At 69.2% G+C, this 19563-nt stretch carries 17 protein-coding genes; 12 read left to right on the forward strand and 5 right to left on the reverse strand.

Translation table 11 applies throughout. The features are described 5' to 3' along the window. Positions 1–45: 45 nt before the first annotated feature. From tig to clpX, 4 genes are all read left to right on the forward strand, one after another. Positions 46–1437, forward strand: a complete 1392-nt coding sequence (tig, locus tag ACZ5CR_RS06555) for a trigger factor (RefSeq protein WP_468854204.1) — start codon at positions 46–48, stop codon at positions 1435–1437. A 453-nt stretch (positions 1438–1890) separates the two neighbouring features. Further along, the gene (locus ACZ5CR_RS06560; protein ID WP_249593023.1) at positions 1891–2496 is read left to right on the forward strand and encodes an ATP-dependent Clp protease proteolytic subunit; all 606 of its coding nucleotides are present in this window, start codon (positions 1891–1893) and stop codon (positions 2494–2496) included. 62 nt (positions 2497–2558) lie between these two features. Then, positions 2559–3239 (forward strand): ATP-dependent Clp protease proteolytic subunit, encoded by a 681-nt coding sequence (locus tag ACZ5CR_RS06565; RefSeq protein WP_468854205.1) that lies wholly within the window; start codon positions 2559–2561, stop codon positions 3237–3239. Between the two features lie 155 nt (positions 3240–3394). Beyond that, positions 3395–4681, forward strand: a complete 1287-nt coding sequence (gene clpX / locus ACZ5CR_RS06570) for an ATP-dependent Clp protease ATP-binding subunit ClpX (protein ID WP_389907149.1) — start codon at positions 3395–3397, stop codon at positions 4679–4681. An 81-nt stretch (positions 4682–4762) separates the two neighbouring features. Here the strand turns inward: clpX and ACZ5CR_RS06575 are convergent, their stop codons facing one another. The 3 genes from ACZ5CR_RS06575 to ACZ5CR_RS06585 all read right to left on the reverse strand — a co-directional run bounded on the left by ACZ5CR_RS06575 (position 4763) and on the right by ACZ5CR_RS06585 (position 7821). Then, positions 4763–5704 (reverse strand): hypothetical protein, encoded by a 942-nt coding sequence (locus tag ACZ5CR_RS06575; protein ID WP_468854207.1) that lies wholly within the window; start codon positions 5702–5704, stop codon positions 4763–4765. Between the two features lie 34 nt (positions 5705–5738). Further along, positions 5739–6734: a hypothetical protein gene (locus ACZ5CR_RS06580; protein WP_468854209.1), complete on the reverse strand. Its 996-nt coding sequence runs from the start codon at positions 6732–6734 to the stop codon at positions 5739–5741. Between the two features lie 118 nt (positions 6735–6852). Beyond that, positions 6853–7821: a hypothetical protein gene (locus tag ACZ5CR_RS06585; protein ID WP_468854210.1), complete on the reverse strand. Its 969-nt coding sequence runs from the start codon at positions 7819–7821 to the stop codon at positions 6853–6855. A gap of 137 nt (positions 7822–7958) precedes the next feature. Between ACZ5CR_RS06585 and ACZ5CR_RS06590 the strand changes: the two genes are divergently transcribed. Continuing rightward, positions 7959–10583, forward strand: a complete 2625-nt coding sequence (locus ACZ5CR_RS06590; RefSeq protein ID WP_468854212.1) for a valine--tRNA ligase — start codon at positions 7959–7961, stop codon at positions 10581–10583. On the opposite strand, the gene ACZ5CR_RS06595 is transcribed toward ACZ5CR_RS06590, so the two are convergent. Continuing rightward, positions 10584–11267, reverse strand: coding sequence for a hypothetical protein (locus ACZ5CR_RS06595; protein ID WP_468854213.1), 684 nt, complete (start codon positions 11265–11267; stop codon positions 10584–10586). Between the two features lie 130 nt (positions 11268–11397). Between ACZ5CR_RS06595 and ACZ5CR_RS06600 the strand changes: the two genes are divergently transcribed. Beyond that, positions 11398–12558, forward strand: a complete 1161-nt coding sequence (locus ACZ5CR_RS06600) for a sensor histidine kinase (RefSeq protein ID WP_468854215.1) — start codon at positions 11398–11400, stop codon at positions 12556–12558. 78 nt (positions 12559–12636) lie between these two features. Here ACZ5CR_RS06600 and ACZ5CR_RS06605 read toward each other — a convergent pair whose 3' ends face one another. Beyond that, on the reverse strand, positions 12637–13644 hold the full coding sequence (locus tag ACZ5CR_RS06605) for a rod shape-determining protein (RefSeq protein WP_468854216.1): 1008 nt from the start codon (positions 13642–13644) through the stop codon (positions 12637–12639). A gap of 121 nt (positions 13645–13765) precedes the next feature. Here ACZ5CR_RS06605 and folC point away from each other — a divergent pair, with 121 nt between their 5' ends. From folC to mreD, 6 genes are all read left to right on the forward strand, one after another. Beyond that, positions 13766–15292 (forward strand): bifunctional tetrahydrofolate synthase/dihydrofolate synthase, encoded by a 1527-nt coding sequence (gene folC, locus ACZ5CR_RS06610; protein WP_468854218.1) that lies wholly within the window; start codon positions 13766–13768, stop codon positions 15290–15292. A 5-nt stretch (positions 15293–15297) separates the two neighbouring features. Next, complete coding sequence (locus tag ACZ5CR_RS06615; RefSeq protein ID WP_389907166.1) at positions 15298–15660, forward strand: DUF4233 domain-containing protein; 363 nt, start codon at positions 15298–15300, stop codon at positions 15658–15660. 174 nt (positions 15661–15834) lie between these two features. Then, complete coding sequence (gene ndk, locus ACZ5CR_RS06620) at positions 15835–16248, forward strand: nucleoside-diphosphate kinase (RefSeq protein ID WP_468854221.1); 414 nt, start codon at positions 15835–15837, stop codon at positions 16246–16248. Positions 16249–16613: 365 nt separating this feature from the next. Continuing rightward, entirely contained in the window at positions 16614–17633 is a 1020-nt protein-coding gene (locus ACZ5CR_RS06625; RefSeq protein ID WP_160505014.1) for a rod shape-determining protein, read from the forward strand. A gap of 159 nt (positions 17634–17792) precedes the next feature. Beyond that, complete coding sequence (mreC, locus tag ACZ5CR_RS06630; protein WP_468854223.1) at positions 17793–18746, forward strand: rod shape-determining protein MreC; 954 nt, start codon at positions 17793–17795, stop codon at positions 18744–18746. A 13-nt stretch (positions 18747–18759) separates the two neighbouring features. Continuing rightward, on the forward strand, positions 18760–19431 hold the full coding sequence (mreD, locus tag ACZ5CR_RS06635) for a rod shape-determining protein MreD (protein ID WP_468854226.1): 672 nt from the start codon (positions 18760–18762) through the stop codon (positions 19429–19431). Positions 19432–19563 lie beyond the last annotated feature (132 nt).

The raw sequence follows: 19563 nt of genomic DNA on the forward strand, positions 1-19563 counted from the left end.
GAGCCGGGCTCAATCCCAAGAAGTCAGCCCCAAGGAGACCGAACCGTGAAGAGCGCCGTGGAGACCCTGAACCCGACCCGGGTTCGGCTCACTGTTGAGGTGCCCTTCGAGGAGCTCAAGGAAAGCCTCGACGCGGCCTACAAGAAGATCAACCAGCAGGTCACGGTGAAGGGCTTCCGCAAGGGCAAGATCCCTGCCCGAGTCATCGACCAGCGGTTCGGCCGCGGCGCCGTCCTCGAAGAGGCCGTCAACGACGCGCTCCCGAAGTTCTACACCGAGGCCGTGAACGAGGCCGAGCTCAACGTCCTTGGCCAGCCCGAGGTGGACATCACCGAGCTGAAGGACAACGAGACCCTCAACTTCACCGCTGAGGTCGACATCCGTCCCGCGATCGAGATCCCGGACTACTCCGGCATCGAGGTCGAGGTGGACGCGGTCGAGGTCAGCGACGAGGACGTCGAGAAGGCCGTCGAGGAGCTCCGTGAGCGCTTCGCGTCCACCTCGCCGGTCGAGCGTGCCGCCGTGGACGGCGACGTCGTGACGATCGACCTGGAGGCCAAGGTCGAGGGCGAGGTCCTGGAGGACGGCGTCGCGTCCGGCGTCTCCTACACGATCGGCTCCGGCGAGCTCCTCGAAGGCATCGACGAGGCCGTCAAGGGCCTGGAGGCCGGTGGCGAGGCCACCTTCACCTCCGAGCTCAAGGGCGGCTCCGCCGCGGGCAAGGAGTCCGAGGTGACCGTCAAGGTCACCCAGGTCGCCGCCCGTGAACTGCCCGCCCTGGACGACGACTTCGCGCAGCTCGCGTCGGAGTTCGACACCCTGGACGAGGTCAAGGCGGACAGCCGCAAGCGCCTCGAGAACATGAAGCAGTACGACCAGGCGACCCAGGCCCAGGAGCGCGTCCTGGAGAAGCTGCTCGAGCTCGTCGAGGTCCCCGTCCCCGAGAAGCTCCTCGCGGACGAGATCGAGACCCGCAAGCACAACCTGGTGAACCACCAGCTCGGCCAGATGGGCCTCGACCTCGAGAAGTACCTGGAGATCCAGGGCAAGACCGAGGAAGAGTTCGACGCCGAGACCAAGGAGCAGGCCGAGAAGGGCATCAAGACGCAGTTCGTCCTCGACGAGCTCGTCAACAAGGAGAAGCTGAACGTGAACCAGGAGGAGCTCACCGAGCACCTCATGCGTCGCGCGCAGTCCTCCGGCATGAGCCCCGACCAGTTCGCCCAGGCGGTCGTCGAAGGCGGCCAGGTCCCGATGCTGGTCGGCGAGGTCGCCCGCGGCAAGGCCCTCGCGGTCGTCGTCGAGGCCGCGTCGGTCAAGGACACGAACGGCGAGGTCGTGGACCTCGACGACGAGGATGAGACCGCCGAGACGGTCGAGGCCACGGAGTCGGCTGACGCCGCCGAGGAGAAGGCCGAGGAGAAGACCGAGGCCTGAGCCTCGTTCTGACGCCCGTACGAAAGGGCCCCCGGGACTTCGGTCCCGGGGGCCCTTTCGTGCCCCGTCAGGGGCGCGGGGAACTGCGCGCTCAGCCACGTACGAGCCGCACCCGCCATGGGACCCCCGCGGCGATGCGCCCGCGACCGCGCGGGGGCGGCCCGCGCCGTTCCCCGCGCCCCTGACGAGGCCCTGGCGAGGCCCTGACGGGGCCCGAGGCAACCCCGGGGCCCCTGCTCAAGGCGCCCCCGCCAGAACCTGCGCTCACAGCGAACAGTTCCCTCTGCGGGATTCTCCGGAGGGGCCCGCGCGTTAGGGTCCATGAATACGAGGGCAGGGGAGTCCCCGAAGCCGTCCCGGAGCGGCGAGCACGCGGGGTCCCAAGCCTCAGAAGAAGACGTGAGACGGCCCGGCGCCGTCGTAAGACGAGCAGGTGGATACGTGACGAATCTGATGCCCTCCGCCGCCGGCGACCCCTCCATCGGTGGTGGCCTCGGCGACCAGGTCTACAACCGGCTGCTCGGCGAGCGGATCATCTTCCTCGGCCAGGCCGTGGACGACGACATCGCCAACAAGATCACCGCGCAGTTGCTGCTCCTTGCCGCAGAGCCGGACAAGGACATCTTCCTTTACATCAACAGCCCTGGTGGATCCATCACGGCCGGCATGGCGATCTACGACACCATGCAGTACATCCAGAACGACGTGGTGACGATCGCGATGGGCATGGCGGCCTCGATGGGCCAGTTCCTGCTCAGCGCCGGTACGCCCGGCAAGCGCTTCGCGCTGCCGAACGCCGAGATCCTGATCCACCAGCCCTCTGCCGGACTCGCGGGCTCCGCGTCGGACATCAAGATCCACGCCGAGCGCCTTCTCCTCACGAAGAAGAAGATGGCGGACCTCACCGCGTTCCACACGGGTCAGACCGTCGAGCAGGTCACCCGCGACTCGGACCGCGACCGCTGGTTCGACCCGCTGGAGGCCAAGGAGTACGGCCTCATCGACGACATCATGCCCAACGCGGCCAGCATGCCGGGCGGCGGCGGCACCGGAGCCTGAGCCTCACCGCTCAGCCCCTCCGAAGCCGACCTCAGCCCACGCTCCTCAGGAGACCTACAGAGATGAAGAACTTCCCCGGCAGCGGCCTCTACGAGGGCGCCCAGGCCGAGTACACCGGCCCGTCCGCCGAATCCCGCTACGTCATCCCGCGCTTCGTCGAGCGCACCTCGCAGGGCGTGCGCGAGTACGACCCGTACGCGAAGCTGTTCGAGGAGCGCGTGATCTTCCTCGGCGTGCAGATCGACGACGCGTCCGCCAACGACGTCATGGCACAGCTCCTGTGCCTGGAGTCGATGGACCCGGACCGTGACATCTCGATCTACATCAACAGCCCCGGCGGCTCCTTCACGGCACTCACGGCCATCTACGACACGATGCAGTTCGTGAAGCCCGACGTGTCGACGGTCTGCATGGGCCAGGCCGCGTCCGCCGCCGCCGTGCTCCTCTCGGCGGGTACGCCGGGCAAGCGCATGGCGCTTCCGAACGCGCGCGTCCTGATCCACCAGCCCTACAGCGAGACGGGCCGCGGTCAGGTCTCCGACCTGGAGATCGCCGCGAACGAGATCCTCCGGATGCGCTCGCAGCTGGAGGAGATGCTGGCCAAGCACTCCACGACGCCGATCGAGAAGATCCGCGACGACATCGAGCGCGACAAGATCCTCACTGCCGAGGACGCGCTGGCGTACGGCCTGATCGACCAGATCATCTCCACCCGGAAGATGAACAATTCCTCGGTCGTCTGACGCAGCGATGTAGCATCTGCCGTTCCTTGGCGCGGTCCACGTCAAAGTGAACCGTGCCAAGGGGGGCCCGAACGGGGGGCCGGGCAAGGTACCGTCAGATAGAGGCACCAGGAGTCGCTGAACGTGGCGTCTCCCAGGCGAAGGGGAAGCACCTCGTGGCACGCATCGGTGACGGCGGCGATCTGCTCAAGTGCTCGTTCTGCGGGAAGAGTCAGAAGCAGGTCAAGAAGCTCATCGCAGGTCCCGGTGTGTACATCTGCGATGAGTGCATCGACCTCTGCAACGAGATCATCGAGGAAGAGCTCGCGGAGACGAGCGAGGTGCGGTGGGAGGAACTCCCCAAGCCTCGTGAGATCTACGAATTCCTCGAGGGGTATGTCGTGGGCCAGGAGCCCGCGAAGAAAGCCCTCTCGGTAGCGGTCTACAACCACTACAAGCGGGTCCAGGCCGGGGAGACCGGCGGGGCACAGGGCCGTGACGACGCGATCGAACTCGCCAAGTCCAACATCCTGTTGCTCGGCCCGACCGGCTCCGGCAAGACGCTGCTCGCGCAGACGCTCGCGCGCATGCTGAACGTCCCGTTCGCCATCGCGGACGCGACGGCGCTCACGGAGGCGGGCTATGTCGGCGAGGACGTCGAGAACATCCTCCTGAAGCTCATCCAGGCCGCTGACTACGACGTCAAGAAGGCCGAGACGGGCATCATCTACATCGACGAGATCGACAAGGTCGCTCGCAAGAGCGAGAACCCCTCGATCACGCGCGATGTATCGGGTGAGGGCGTCCAGCAGGCACTGCTCAAGATCCTGGAGGGCACGACCGCCTCGGTTCCACCGCAGGGCGGCCGCAAGCACCCGCACCAGGAGTTCATCCAGATCGACACGACGAACGTGCTCTTCATCGTGGGCGGCGCCTTCGCCGGCCTCGAGAAGATCATCGAGTCGCGGGCGGGCGCGAAGGGCATCGGCTTCGGCGCCACGATCCACTCCAAGCGTGAGCTCCAGGAGAAGGACCGGTTCGAGGACATCATGCCGGAGGACCTGGTGAAGTTCGGGATGATCCCCGAGTTCATCGGCCGCCTCCCCGTGATCACCTCGGTCCACAACCTGGACCGCGAGGCTCTTCTCCAGATCCTGGTGGAGCCGCGCAACGCACTCGTCAAGCAGTACCAGCGCCTCTTCGAACTCGACGGCGTTGAGCTGGAGTTCGAGCGCGAGGCTCTTGAGGCCATCGCCGACCAGGCGATTCTGCGCCAGACCGGCGCGCGAGGCCTGCGCGCCATCATGGAGGAAGTCCTCCAGTCGGTGATGTACGAGGTCCCGTCCCGCAAGGACGTGGCCCGCGTCGTCATCACGGCGGACGTCGTCCACTCGAACGTGAACCCGACGCTGGTGCCGCGCGATGCGCGGGGTCCGGGGCCGGGAGAGCAGAAGTCCGCATAGGCGGCAGCCCGTCGCGTACGACGAAGGGGGCGCCCCGCGAGTGATCGCGGGGCGCCCCCTTCAACGTATCGCCGTGCGGAGCTACTTGGCCTCTACGCGGACGTCGGCGCGGAGCTTGGCGGTCAGGCCCGCGGCCGTGTCGAGCGAGATGTCCTTGCCGCTGGCGACGGCGCTCGCGTCGGAGTGCCCGACGGAGGCCACCGTGCTGTGGTCGCCCCAGATGCACATCGGCGTCTGGAAGGTGTTGGGGACGTCCTCCTCCTGCTCGGCCTCGTCGGGGGCGCCGAGCCGGAACTCGGCCTTCTGGCACTTCATGACGCCGTTGTCGAAGCCGTCCGGGGTGAACTCCTCGGGGCTGCCGATGAGCGTCAGGCTCCCGGGCTCGGTCCCGGACTTCTTCTTCATCTCGGCGAACATGGCGTCCACGACCTTCTCGGGGTCGTCGATCTCGCCGTAGACACCGGAGAAGTTGAGGCTCTTCATGCTCGCGCCCGAGCCCGAGTTGTACGCGCCGTGGGCGTCCTTGGGACTGCCGACGCCCTGCTTCTCCAGGTCCTTCAGGTCACTCGACGACATACCGCCACCGCCGGCGCCCGAGTTGTCCTGCTTGTACTCGCCGCCGAGGATGCTCGCGGGCACCGTCAGCTCGTACGTCTTGCCGTCGTCGGCGACGGATCCGCCGTCCTTGCCCGCGGTGAACCACCACACACCGGCCCCGACCGCCACGATCGCGACGACGGCACCGATGACGATTCCGGCCTTCTTGCCGCCACCACCGCTCGGCGGGACCTGCCCGTACGGGGCTTGTCCGTATGGGGCTTGTCCGTATGGGGCTTGTCCGTACGGAGCTTGCGGCTGCTGGCCGTACGGCCCCTGCGGCTGCTGCGGGTAGCCGTAGCCGGGCTGCGGCTGCGGCTGCGGCTGCGGAGGCTGCTGAGGGGCGCCGTAGGGCCCCTGCTGGCCGTAGGGTCCAGGCTGCTGCTGTGGCTGGCCGCCGTACGGGCCCGGCTGGTTGTAACTCATGACGTGGGTTCCCCTCCAGACGCTTTCGGTCGGCTCAGAGCTTGACGCGGACTTCCTTGCGGAACTTGGCCGTCGTCTCCGCGGCCTCGTCGAGGTCGGCGCTCTTGCCCGCCATCGCGTTCGCCACGTCCGAGGTGATCGCTATGCCCAGGGTGCTGTTGTCGCCCCAGATGCAGGTCGCCATGGACATCTCGCTCGGGCCCTGGCTGCTGCCGGCGGTCGACGACGAACCGAGGTCGAGCTTCATCTCCTGGCACTTGAGGACCGCGCCGTCGAGCCCGACGGGGCTGTACGACTTGGGGCTGCCGACCAGCTTCATCTCGCCGCCACCGGCGCCGGTGCCGCCCTCCCCGGCGTTCTTCGCCGCCTCGCCGAACATCGCGTCGACGACCTTCTCGGGGTCGGTGATGTCGCCGTAGACGCCGTTGAACTGCAGCACCTTCTGCGACAGCGGGTTGTCCTCGTCCCCCGCCTGGTACTGGGCCGCGACGTCCTTGGCGTTCTTCACGCCCTGCTCCTCGGCCTTCTCGATGTCGTCGGAGCTCATGCCGCCCTCGCTGCCGGCTTCCTCGTTCTGCTTGTACTCGGAGAGGACCGTCGCCGGCGTGATCAGCTTGTGCGGCCCGTCGTCCTTGATGCCGCCGCCCGCCACGGACGAGGAGCCGCCGCCCTTCTTGCCGCCGTCCTCGTCGTCACCGCCCGCGAGAACGAAGTAGCCACCGACGGCGACCGCGACGACCGCGACCACGGCGGCGATGATGATGCCGGTCTTCTTGCCGCCGCCCTGCGGGGGCGGGGGCGGCGGGACCTGCCCGTAGGGGGCCTGCGGCTGCTGCCCGTACGGGGCCTGCTGCTGGGGGTAGCCGTAGCCGGGCTGCTGCTGCGGCGCCTGCGGGGGGTAGCCGTAGCCGGGCTGCGGGGCCTGCGGCGGCTGGCCGTAGGGGCCGGGCTGCTGAGGCTGCCCTCCTCCGTACGGCCCGGGCTGCTGGGGCTGCTGGCCGCCGTACGGGCCCGGCTGGTTGTAGCTCATGAGTGGGTTCCCCCTGTGTGCGCTTATGTGTAGCCAACATCCTGACGGAAGCAGCCCCGGCCGAAGCGACCGGGGCTGCTGGGTGCGAGGTGACGCCGTCAGGACATCGGAGGAGAAATCAGGCCTTGACGCGGACTTCCTTGCGGAGCTTCGTCGCCGTGTCGGCGGCGTCGTCCAGCGAGGCGCTCTTACCGGTCATGGCGCTCCCCATGTCGACCGGGATCACGATGCCGAGGGTGCTGTTGTCGCCCCAGATGCAGACCGGCATGCGGATCGACTTGGGTCCGGAGCCGCCACCCTTGACCTCCGTCTCCTGGCACTTGACGACCGCGCCGTCCGCGTCGAAGCTCTTCGGGCTGCCGACCAGCTTGCCGGTGGAGGTGGAGGCGTCCTCCTTCTCGGACTCCGTCTTCATCTTGTCGAACATTCCGTCGACGACCTTGGACGGGTCGTCGATCTCGCCGTAGACGCCCATGAACTTGATCATCTTCTGCGCCAACGGGTTGCTCTTGTCACCCGACTGGTACTCGGCGTCCACGGGCTTGCCGTTCTTGACGCCGTCCTTCTCGGCCCTCGCCATGTCGTCGTCGTTGAAGCCGCCGTCGGTGCCGGCCTGCTTCTTGTACTCGGAGAGAACCGTCTCCGGCGTGACGAGCTTGTGCTTCCCGTCGTCCGTCACCGCCGAGTTGCCCGCCGACGAGCTGTCGTCCTTGCCCGCCGTGAACCACCAGATGCCGCCGCCGAGCGCGACGAGCGCGACGACCGCGCCGATGATGAGGCCGGTCTTCTTGCCGCCGCCACTCGCGGGCGGGGGCGGCGGGACCTGCCCGTACGGGGCCTGCTGCTGGCCGTGGTCGTAGGGGCCCGGCTGCTGCGGCTGGCTGTAGCCGCCCTGCTGCGGAGGGACGCCCTGCGGGGGCTGCTGGGGATAGCCGTAGCCGGGCTGGGGCGCCTGCGGCTGCTGGCCGTAGGGGCCAGGCTGGCCCGGCTGCTGGCCATAAGGCCCAGGCTGGCCCGGCTGCTGCCCGTACGGACCGGGCTGCTGGGGCTGCTGCCCGCCGTACGGGCCAGGCTGGTTGTAGCTCATCGTGTGGGTTCCCCCTGAGTGCGCTTATGTGATTCCGACATCCTGACCGACGCCGGAGTCCCATGGGGCGTCGGGCCGCAACCGTTACCCAAGAATCCGGTTTCGGGACCGGGCTGTGACACCTCTAAACTGGGCCCGTGACCGAGAATCCTCAGCAGCAGACTCCAGCGCCCATCACCGAACTGCCGACCCAGTACGCGCCGGCCGAGGTAGAGGGGACGCTGTACGAGCGCTGGGTGGAACGCGGCTACTTCTCCGCCGACGCGGCGAGCGAGAAGCCTCCGTACACGGTCGTCATCCCGCCGCCGAACGTCACGGGCTCCCTGCACCTGGGCCACGCCTTCGAGCACACGCTCATCGACGCCCTCACCCGCCGCAAGCGCATGCAGGGCTTCGAGACGCTGTGGCAGCCGGGCATGGACCACGCCGGTATCGCCACGCAGAACGTCGTGGAGCGCGAGCTCGCCAAGGAGGGCAAGTCCCGCCACGACCTGGGGCGCGAGGAGTTCATCGACCGCGTCTGGCAGTGGAAGGACGAGTCCGGCGGGCAGATCTCCGGGCAGATGCGCCGCCTCGGCGACGGCGTCGACTGGGACCGTGAGCGGTTCACGATGGACGAGGGCCTGTCCCAGTCCGTCCAGACCATCTTCAAGAAGCTCTACGACGACGAGCTGATCTACCGCGCCGAGCGCATCATCAACTGGTGCCCGCGCTGTCTGACCGCGATCTCCGACATCGAGGTCGAGTACCAGGACGACGACGGCGAGCTCGTCTCGCTGAAGTACGGGGACGGGGACGAGACCGTCGTCGTCGCCACCACCCGCGCCGAGACGATGCTCGGTGACACGGCCATCGCCGTCCACCCCGACGACGAGCGGTACAAACACCTCGTCGGCAAGCTGATCAGGCTGCCGCTCACCGACCGCTCGATCCCGGTCGTCGCGGACGAGCACGTCGACCCCGAGTTCGGCACGGGCTGCGTCAAGGTGACCCCGGCGCACGACCCGAACGACTTCGAGATCGGCCAGCGCCACGACCTGCCGAACATCGCGGTCATGGACGAGCACGCCGTGATCACCGTGCCCGGCCCCTTCCAGGGGCTCGACCGGCTCGAGGCCCGCAGCGCCATCGTCGGCGCCCTGCGCGCCGAGGGCCGCATCGTCGCCGAGAAGCGCCCGTACACGCACTCGGTCGGCCACTGCTCGCGCTGCAAGACCACCATCGAGCCGCGCCTGTCGATGCAGTGGTGGGTCAAGGTCGGCCCGCTCGCGAAGGCCGCCGGTGACGCGGTCCGTGACGGCAAGGTCGCGATCCACCCGCAGGAGATGGAGAAGCGCTACTTCGACTGGGTCGACAACCTCCACGACTGGTGCATCTCGCGCCAGCTGTGGTGGGGCCACCGCATCCCGGTCTGGTACGGCCCGAACGGCGAGGTCGTCTGCGTCGGACCCGACGACGAGGCGCCCACCGGCGAGGGCTGGACCCAGGACTCCGACGTCCTGGACACCTGGTTCTCCTCCGGCCTGTGGCCGTTCTCCACGCTCGGCTGGCCCGAGGAGACCGAGAGCCTGGCGAAGTTCTATCCGAACTCCGTCCTCGTCACCGGTTACGACATCCTCTTCTTCTGGGTCGCCCGGATGATGATGTTCGGCTTGTACGCGATGGACGGCACCCCGCCGTTCCACACGATCGTGCTGCACGGCATGGTCCGCGACCAGTTCGGCAAGAAGATGTCGAAGTCCTTCGGCAACGCGGTCAACCCGCTGGACTGGATGGACAAGTACGGCTCGGACGCCGTCCGCTTCACGCTGGCCCGCGGCGCCAACCCCGGCGTCGACGTGCCGATCGGCGAGGACTGGGTCCAGGGCTCGCGCAACTTCGCCAACAAGATCTGGAACGCCACGCGCTTCGCGCTGATGAACGGCGCCACGATCGAGGGCGAACTCCCGCCCGTGGAGCAGCTCTCGGCGACGGACCGCTGGATCCTGTCCCGGCTGAACGCGACGGTCGCCGAGGTCGACGCGTTCTACGACGACTACCAGTTCGCCAAGCTGTCGGACTCCCTCTTCCACTTCGCGTGGGACGAGGTCTTCGACTGGTACGTCGAGCTGTCCAAGACCACGTTCATGGGCGGCGGCGAGGCGGCGAAGGTCTCGGGCCGCGTCCTGGGCGAGGTCCTCGACGTGACGCTGCGCCTGCTCCACCCGATCGTCCCGTTCGTCACGGAGACGCTCTGGACGACGCTCACCGGCCGCGAGTCCCTCGTGATCGCCGAGTGGCCGAAGGACAGCGGCTTCCGCGACGCCGGTGCCGAGCAGGAGATCGAGACGCTCCAGCAGGTCATCACCGAGGTCCGCCGCTTCCGCGCCGACCAGGGTCTTCAGCCGGGCCAGAAGGTCCCGGCCCGCCTCACCCTGGACGGCACGGCGCTCGCCCCGCACGAGGCGGCCATCCGCCAGCTCCTGCGCCTCCAGCCGGAGGGCGAGGGCTTCGCGGCCACCGCCACGCTGCCGGTCTCGGGCGCCACGGTCGCGCTCGACCTGTCCGGCACGATCGACGTCGGGGCGGAGCGCAAGCGCCTCGCCAAGGACCTCGCGGCGGCCGAGAAGGAGAAGGCGCAGGCCACGGCGAAGCTCGGCAACGAAGCGTTCCTTGCGAAGGCGCCGGACAACGTGGTCGACAAGATCCGTGGCCGCCTCACCAAGGCGGACGCCGACATCAGCAGGCTCCAGGCCCAGCTGGACGGTCTGCCGCAGGCTTAGTCAGGCAGTGGGGACAGGGCCCATGGAACCGACCGGTTCCATGGGCCCTGTCCCGTGTTCCGGTCCCGCACCCTGTTCCGGTCCCGTCTCCTGCCCGGGGATGTACACCTGCTCGGGGATGTGCAGGCCCAGGCGCACCAGCTCCGCCTCGGCGAGCGCGTCGATGATGTCGGGGTCGCCGCCGCGCCAGCCCTCGGCGAGGCTGCCCGCGGTGGCGTCGGGGAGTTCGTACGCCGTCCGCGCGACCTCGTCCAGCGGCCGCAGCAGGGCGCGCAGGGCGAGCAGCTCGCGTCCGTCGTCGCTCGCGGCGAGCTCCTGGGCGGCGGCCGCCTGCCGGATCCAGCGCAGGCGGCGGGGGAGCCAGCTGCTCAGCACGAGGCCGACGGGTACGAGGAAGACGACGACCGCGCCCACGATCACCGCCGCGCGGACGGTCACCGGGTCCCCGGCTCCGGCGGCGTCGGCGGCGGCCCGCAGGGCGGAGTCGACGCGGTCGCCGACCAGGGGCAGACGGGAGGGATCACCGAGCGACGGGGCACGGGTCTGAGGCGTGGGGCGGGTGAGCAGACAGGCCAGCCGGTAGGCGACGAAGGCCGCTGCGGTCCACAGCGCGGTCCAGAGCAGGACCGCGCCGTCGCCGAGCAGCTGGCGGGTCCGTCGGCCGGGGTTCTGGGCATACCACATGGTCTGATTTGACCCCTGGAGTCCGCCTTTCGGGGGTAGCCACGCCGACGGTTGCCTACGTGTCACACTTCACGAAATAAAGGTCATAAGTCCGATGATTCGGGCAGAAGGACCTTGGATGATGGAGGGCATGCACGACCTGCCCGTCGCCCAGGCGATCCGCGAGGCGGCGGCCGCGGGCCGACGCCTGGCCGGGCATTGGGCGGGCGCGCCCCGGGCGCAGGACGCCCTCACCGCGCTGAGCTGCCTGGCCCTGATGGCCCTGGACGTCCCCGGCCTCGCCGAGGCGGACAACTCCCTCAACGGCCCGCTCGCGGCCCTGGTCCTCACCTGCGGCGCCGCGCCCCTGCTGCTGCGCCGCGGGGCCCCCTGGGTGTCGTACGCGGTGGCCCTCTCGTTCATCGGCTGGCTGCACGAGCTGACCCTCGCCCAGTTCGCGCTGTACTCGCTCGCCAGGTACCGCGGCCGTCTCGCCGGCACGCTCGGTGTGATCGGCTATGTGGCTTTCTCGTACGTGATGTTCACTCTCCCCGGCTGGCCGGTGCACCGCGGTGACAGCCTGAGCTCCTTCCTCAGCCTGGTCGTGCCGATCGGGGTGCTCGCGACGGGGGTCGGCGTCGCGGCCAACCGACAGGACCTGGTCCGTGCGCTCCAGGCGCAGCGGGCCGAGACGGACGCGTTGCACGCGGTCCAGCGGGAGCGGTCCCGTATCGCACGGGACGTGCACGACTTCGTCGGGCGTGAGCTGACGCTGTTGAGCGTGCGCTCGCAGGTGTTCGCCCGGCGGGCGGGCGGCGGGGACTTCGAGGACGGCTTCGAGGAGCTCTCGGAGACGGCGCGTTCGGCGCACCGGATGCTGAACGAGATCATCGTGCGGCGGGGTGTGGACGGTGCGCCGACGCCCGGTCTCGACGCGCTTCCCGGCCTTGTCGAGCGCAGTGAGCTTGCGGGTACGCCGGTCGATCTCCTGATCGACGGGGCGGCCTGTCGGCTCTCGCCCATCCGGCAGGCGGCCGTGCACCGGGTGGTGCAGGAGTGTCTGACGAACGCGGCCAAGCACGCGCCCGGGGAGCGGGTGGACGTGCGGGTGGGGGTGGCCGACGGCCACCTGCGTGTGAGCGTGCGCAATGCCCTGTCCGTGGCCGGGCCCGCCTCGTCGCCCGTCTCCGCCGGAACCGGTACCGCCGGTATGGCCGAGCGGGTCCGCTCGGTGGGCGGCAGCTTCTCCGCCGGGCCCCGGCGCGGGGTGTACGAGGTCCTGGCGGTGCTGCCCGCGGGGGAATCGGTCTGAGGGCCGGGCGCTTGCCCGCAGGCGGCGCCGCCAGGATCTGTGCCGCCGACACTTGCCCGCAGGCCGCGCCGCCAGGGCCTACGCCGCCGACATCACCCGCTCCAGCGCGTCGAAGTCCTCCACGCACTTTCCGCAGCCCATCGCCACGCTGTCCAAGGGGTCGTCGGCCACGAAGACCGGGATGCCGGTGGCCGATGCCATGCGCAGGTCCAGGGCGGGGAGCAGTGCTCCGCCGCCCGTCAGGATGATGCCGTGCTCCATGATGTCGCCCGAGAGCTCCGGCGGGCACTCCTCAAGCGTCGTCCGCACCGCGGCGATGATCGCCTCCACCGGCTCGTCGAGCGCCGCCCGCACCTCGCGCACCGTCAGCTCGACCGTCTTCGGAAGGCCGCGCACCTTCTCCCGCCCCCGCACGGTGAACGTCCGCGACTCCAGCGCGTCGTCCCCGGGCACCGGCCACGCCGAGCCGATGGCGACCTTGATGTCCTCGGCGGTCCGCTCACCGATGAGCAGCCCGTGCTCCTTGCGCACGGAGTTCGTGATCGCCTCGTCCAGGCGGTCCCCGCCCACCCGCAGCGACTGCGAGGTGACGATCCCGCCCAGGGAGATGACGGCGACCTCGGTCGTTCCGCCCCCGATGTCGACCACCATCGATCCCCGCGGCTCCGCCACCGGAAGTCCCGCCCCGATCGCCGCGGCCATCGGCTCCTCCACCAGGTGCACGGCACGGGCCCCGGCCCGCTGTGCCGCGTGCACGATGGCCCGGCGCTCGACCGGCGTGACGCCGCTGGGCACGCACACCACCATCCGCGTACGAGGACGGCGCCCCGGCACCGCCTTGCGCACGAAGTGCCGGATCATCTCCTCGGCGGCCTCGTAGTCGCTGATCACGCCACCCCGCAGGGGGCGGATCGCGGTGATGGACCCCGGCGTACGGCCGATCGTCTCCTTGGCCTCCGTACCGACGGCCAGGGCCGCGCGCGCCCCCTGCTTGACGGCGACCACGGACGGTTCGTTGAGCACGATGCCCTGCCCGCGCACGTAGAGAAGGGTGTTCGCTGTACCGAGGTCGATGCCTATGTCCATGATCGTCAAGTTTGCCCGGCGATTGACCGGATCGGCGGGACCAAAGTCCCGAATCGACCGGGACCAAAGTCCTGACAGGTCCCGGCGGCGGCTGTCGGACCCCGTCCGTAGACTGGCGTGCGTGAGTGACCTCCCCCCGCCTGACAGCGAGCACCCCGACCGCGACGACCACGCCGACCGTTTTGACGAGATCGTCGAAGCCGAGACCGACCGCGACCCCGACCTCGCCGTGATCGAGGCGGGCAGCCGCACCCTGCGCACCCAGGCGGGCCCGCCCCAGGCGGACATCCCCTCGCGCCCCACCGACCCGGAGATCGACAAGGCCCTGCGCGAGGTCGAGACGGAGCTCGCGGGCCGCTGGGGAGAGACCAAGCTGGAGCCCTCCGTCAGCCGGATCTCCGCGCTGATGGACGTCCTGGGCGAGCCCCAGCGCGCGTACCCCTCGATCCACATCACCGGCACGAACGGCAAGACGTCCACGGCCCGCATGATCGAGGCCCTGTTCACCGCCTTCGAGCTGCGCACCGGGCGTTACACCTCGCCGCACGTCCAGTCGATCACCGAGCGGATCAGCCTGGACGGCGCCCCCATCGAGGCCGAGCGCTTCGTGGAGACGTACAACGACATCAAGCCGTACGTCGACATGGTCGACGCCAAGCAGGAGTTCAGGCTCTCCTTCTTCGAGGTGCTCACGGGCATGGCGTACGCGGCCTTCGCGGACGCCCCCGTGGACGTCGCCGTCGTCGAGGTCGGCATGGGCGGCAGCTGGGACGCGACGAACGTGATCGACGGCTCGGTGGCCGTCGTCACGCCCATCGACCTGGACCACACCGACCGCCTCGGCGGCACGCCGGGCGAGATCGCGGGCGAGAAGGCAGGCATCGTCAAGCCGGACGCGACCGTGATCCTCGCCCAGCAGCCGGTGGACGCGGCTCAGGTGCTCCTGAAGAAGGCCGTCGAGGTCGACGCGACGGTGGCCCGCGAGGGCCTGGAGTTCGGCATCGTCAACCGCACGGTGGCCGTCGGCGGTCAGCTCCTGACCCTGCGCGGTCTCGGCGGGGAGTACGAGGAGGTCTTCCTGCCGCTCCACGGCGCCTATCAGGCGCACAACGCCGTCGTCGCGCTCGCCGCGGTGGAGGCCTTCTTCGGCATCGGCTCGCAGCACGCGAGCCAGCTCGACATCGACACCATCCGCAAGGCCTTCGCCTCGGTCTCGTCGCCGGGCCGCCTGGAGGTCGTGCGCACATCGCCGACCGTCGTCCTGGACGCCGCGCACAATCCGGCGGGCGCCCGCGCCACCGCCGAGGCGATCAGTGAGGTCTTCGACTTCAGCAATCTGATCGGCGTGGTCGCGGCGAGCGAGGGCAAGGACATGAGGGGGCTGCTCGAAGCCTTCGAGCCGATCTTCGCCGAGGTCGTCATCACGCAGAACTCCAGCCACCGCGCGATGGACGCGGACACGCTGGCCGGGCTCGCCGTCGAGGTCTTCGGCGACGACCGCGTCCAGGTCGAGCCGCGTCTGCCGGACGCCATCGAGGCCGCGATCACCCTCGCCGAGGAAGAAGGCGAGTACGCGGGCGGTGGTGTCCTGGTCACCGGCTCCGTCATCACCGTCGGCGAGGCCCGACTGCTCCTGGGGAGGGGCTGACTCCTGTGCGTACGCTCTGTGCTTCGACGCTGATCGGCGAGTTCTTCGTCATCGGCTTCGCCGGTCTGGTCGCCATGAAGGACCCGGACCTGTCGATGGGCACGGTCTGGACGGTCTGCGGCATCGCGATGCTGTTCAGCGTCCTGCTGTGCGGAATGATCACCCGGCCCGGCGGGGTGCAGCTGGGCTGGGCGCTGCAGATCGCGCTCATCGTGAGCGGGTTCGTCGTGCCGATCATGTTCTTCATGGGGGCGCTGTTCGCCGTGCTGTGGTGGGCCTCGCTGCACTTCGGCCAGAAGATCGACGAGGCGAAGGCCAGGTTCGCGGCGCAGGCCGAGTCCGGGGCAGGGGCCGAGGCCGGGGCTTAGCCCCTGCCGACCCAGCCCCTGCCGACCCAGCTCCCGCTGGCCCAGCCCCTGCCGACCCAGCCCCTGTCGGCCCGGCTGAGCGGGCTTCCGGGGCCGGAGGTAACGCGGTGTAGTGGGTGCCGGTATTCTGCCGGGCAACCCACACGCTCGTAGAAAAAATGCTTGGAGCCGCACATGACCCAGCGCACTCTCGTCCTGCTCAAGCCCGACACCGTCCGTCGTGGCCTGATCGGCGAGATCATCGGCCGTATCGAGCGCAAGGCGGGCTGGACGATCTCCGCCCTCGAACTGCGCTCGCTCGACCAGGAGACGCTGGAGCAGCACTACGGCGAGCACAAGGGCAAGCCCTTCTACGAGCCGCTGGTCGCCTTCATGGCCTCCGGTCCGGTCGTCGCGCTCGTCGTCGAGGGTGAGCGCGTCATCGAGGGCGTGCGCGCCCTCGCCGGTCCGACCGACCCGATCGCCGCGGCGCCCGGCTCCATCAGGGGCGACTTCGGCAGCATCGTCCGGGAGAACCTGATCCACGCGTCGGACTCCGAGGAGTCCGCCGAGCGCGAGCTGAAGATCTTCTTCCCGGGTGTCGTCTGAGGGACGCCGTCCGTCCGACGGCCGTCGTCCGGCGGTCGGACGCGGGAATCTGACAGGCGCACGTAAAGAGTTTCGTAAAGACTTCTGACGCCTAGTCAGCAGGGCACCGCCCTGACCAGGGGTGGCCGAGAAAACCGGCCGCCCCTTGGCATATGCGGCCCAATTGGGGGAACCCGTGCCTCCGATGGCACGTCTCCATGAGCGAGGCGGCGCATCATCTGCTGACAATGGCGAAGACCCTAGCGCCGTGTTCGTGCAGGCGAGACTACGATGTAAGCCTCCACGCCACACAGCACCCACCTCGCCTACCTAAAAAGCCATCAGACGCTCCAGGGAAGGCCAGACGCATCCTCATGGGGAACCACATGTCGTTCATCGGCCGTGACATGGCTGTCGACCTCGGGACCGCCAACACGCTGGTGTACGTCAGGGGTCGGGGGATCGTTCTCAACGAACCGTCCGTCGTCGCCATCAACACCAACACGGGTGGCATCCTCGCTGTCGGCGCCGAAGCCAAGAAGATGATCGGTCGCACGCCGGGCAACATCGTTGCCGTGCGACCGCTGAAGGACGGCGTCATCGCCGACTTCGAGATCACCGAGCGGATGCTCCGCTACTTCATCCTGAAGATCCACAAGCGGCGCTACCTCGCCCGCCCGCGCGTCGTCGTCTGCGTGCCCTCCGGCATCACCGGAGTCGAGCGCCGCGCCGTCATCGAGGCCTCATCGCAGGCCGGTGCGCGCCAGGTGCACATCATCGAGGAGCCCATGGCCGCGGCCATCGGTTCCGGCCTGCCGGTCCACGAGGCCACGGGCAACATGGTGGTCGACATCGGCGGCGGCACCACCGAGGTCGCCGTGATTTCGCTCGGCGGAATCGTCACGGCACAGTCGATCCGCGTCGCGGGCGACGAGCTGGACAACGCGATCATTCAGCACATCAAGAAGGAGTACTCCCTCCTCCTCGGCGAGCGCACGGCCGAGCAGATCAAGATCACCATCGGGTCGGCGTACGACATGGACGCCGACGAGCACACCGAGATCCGCGGCCGGGACCTGGTGTCCGGGCTGCCCAAGACCGTCGTCATCTCCGCGGCCGAGGTGCGCAAGGCGATCGAGGAGCCGGTCAACGCGATCGTCGACGCGGTCAAGACGACCCTCGACAAGTGCCCGCCGGAACTTTCCGGTGACGTGATGGACCGCGGCATCGTTCTCACCGGAGGCGGCGCCCTGCTGCGCGGCCTCGACGAGCGTCTGCGCCGCGAGACGGGCATGCCGATCCACATCGCAGAGGACCCGCTGGACAGCGTGGCGCTCGGCTCCGGCAAGTGCGTCGAGGAGTTCGAGGCGCTTCAGCAGGTCCTTGACGCGTCGCCGCGCCGCTGAGAGTGGCGCGAACCCGCTGAACGGGTGTCCGCCGTACGAGTGCCTGTCACCTCGTGCGGCGGATCGTTGATATAGAGGCCTTTAAAGGGCACGCACAGGTGCTCGGAATTCCAGAGATTTCCAAGAGATTTCCAACTGAGGAAGGCACGGCCGCCGCACGTGAGGGACACACGAGAGAGCCGGCTGCTCCTGGTGCTGCTGATCGCCATCGCGTTCGCTTTGATCACGGTGGACATCCGCGGTGGCGAGGACTCGCCGGTCGACGGTGCCCGCCAGGCCGCCGCCACGGTCTTCGGCCCGGTCGAGGACGGAGTGTCGTCCGCGGTCGACCCGATCGGCAACGCCATCGGCGCGGTACGGGACTCCGGCGACCGGCATGACCGGATCGCCGAACTCACGCGGCAGAACGCCGCGTTGAAGGCGAAGCTCGGCAGCGACGACCGCAACCGCAGCAGGGTCAGACAGCTCGACAGCATGCTCAAGAGCGCCGGCGCGGGTCAGTACGGCATCAAGGGCGCCGAAGTCATCGGCATAGGAGCGGCCCAGGGCTTCTCCTGGACCGTGACCATCGACGCGGGCGCGAACGACGGACTCAAGCGCGACATGACCGTCCTGAACGGCGACGGCCTGGTCGGCCGCGTCACCACGGTCGGCCCGAGCACCGCGACCGTCCTGCTCGCCAACGACCCCGACTTCACCGTCGGCACCCGCATGGAGAAGACCGACGAGCTCGGCTTCGCCACCGGACAGGGCGACCGCCCGCTCTCGGTACAGATGCTCAACGGCAAGGCCAAGGTCAAGAAGGGCGACCGCCTGGTCACCTTCGGCTCGCAGGCCGACAAGCCGTTCGTGCCCGGTGTGCCGGTCGGCCAGGTCGTCCGGGTCGACCCGTCGGGCGGTGACCTGACGCGCAACATCTACATCAAGCCGTACGTCGGCTTCACCAAGCTGGACATCGTCGGTGTCGTCGTCGAAGCGCCCCGCGAGGACCCGCGCGACACGGTCCTGCCGAAGAAGCCCGCCAAGCCGAAGCCGACCCCGACGGTGACCGTGACGGCCCCGCCGTCAGGACAGGCCCAGGCCGACGGCGCCGACAACGGCAACGAGCAGTAGGAGCCCCGGACCCATGCGCTTCAACCGAATCCTGCTCTCCATCACCCTGGTGGTCGTCGCCCTGGTCATCCAGGTCAGCGTCCTCGCCCGGCTGCAACTGCCCGGCGCGGTCCCGGACCTGGTGCTGCTCACCGTGCTCGGCCTCGCCCTGGTCTACGGCCATGTGGGCGGCGCCCTCATCGGCTTCGGCGCCGGACTGCTCGCCGACCTGGCCCCGCCCGCCGACCACGCGGCCGGGCGGTACGCCCTGGTGCTCTGCGTCATCGGCTACCTCGCGGGCCTGGCCAAGCCCGAGACCGGTCGGCTCAGGTCGGCCACCGGGCCGCTCGTCGTGGTCGTCGGCGCCGCCATCGGATCGACCCTGCTGTACGCGGGCGTGGGCGCCCTCGTCGGGGACACCGCCGCCCGCCACGTGGGCCTGGGCGGACTCCTCTTCACCGCCGCCCTGTACGACCTGCTGCTCGCGCCGTTCACCGTGCCGCTGATCATCGCGCTCGCCCGGAGAGCCGAGAACGACCCACTGGGGGAGACCTCCCCCACGAGCAAGGCCGCGGACGTCTCCAACGGCTGGCTCTCCTCGGGCACCGGCCTGCGCATCGGCAACCAGCGCGGCGGCCTGCGGATGAAGGCGGCCAAGGCCCGCGTCGCGCGCGCCGGGCGCATCAAGGGGGTCAAGCGCCTGTGACCGCAGCGCAGTTGGCTCCGTACCCGACCGGCCGCGCACACAGGTCGGTCGTGTACACGTACTACCCGTACACACACTGAGAGGGGGGACGAACAGCAGTGATCAAGGCCCACCCGTCTCCCACCACCACCC

The sequence above is a fragment of the Streptomyces sp. NPDC031274 genome (assembly GCF_055570235.1).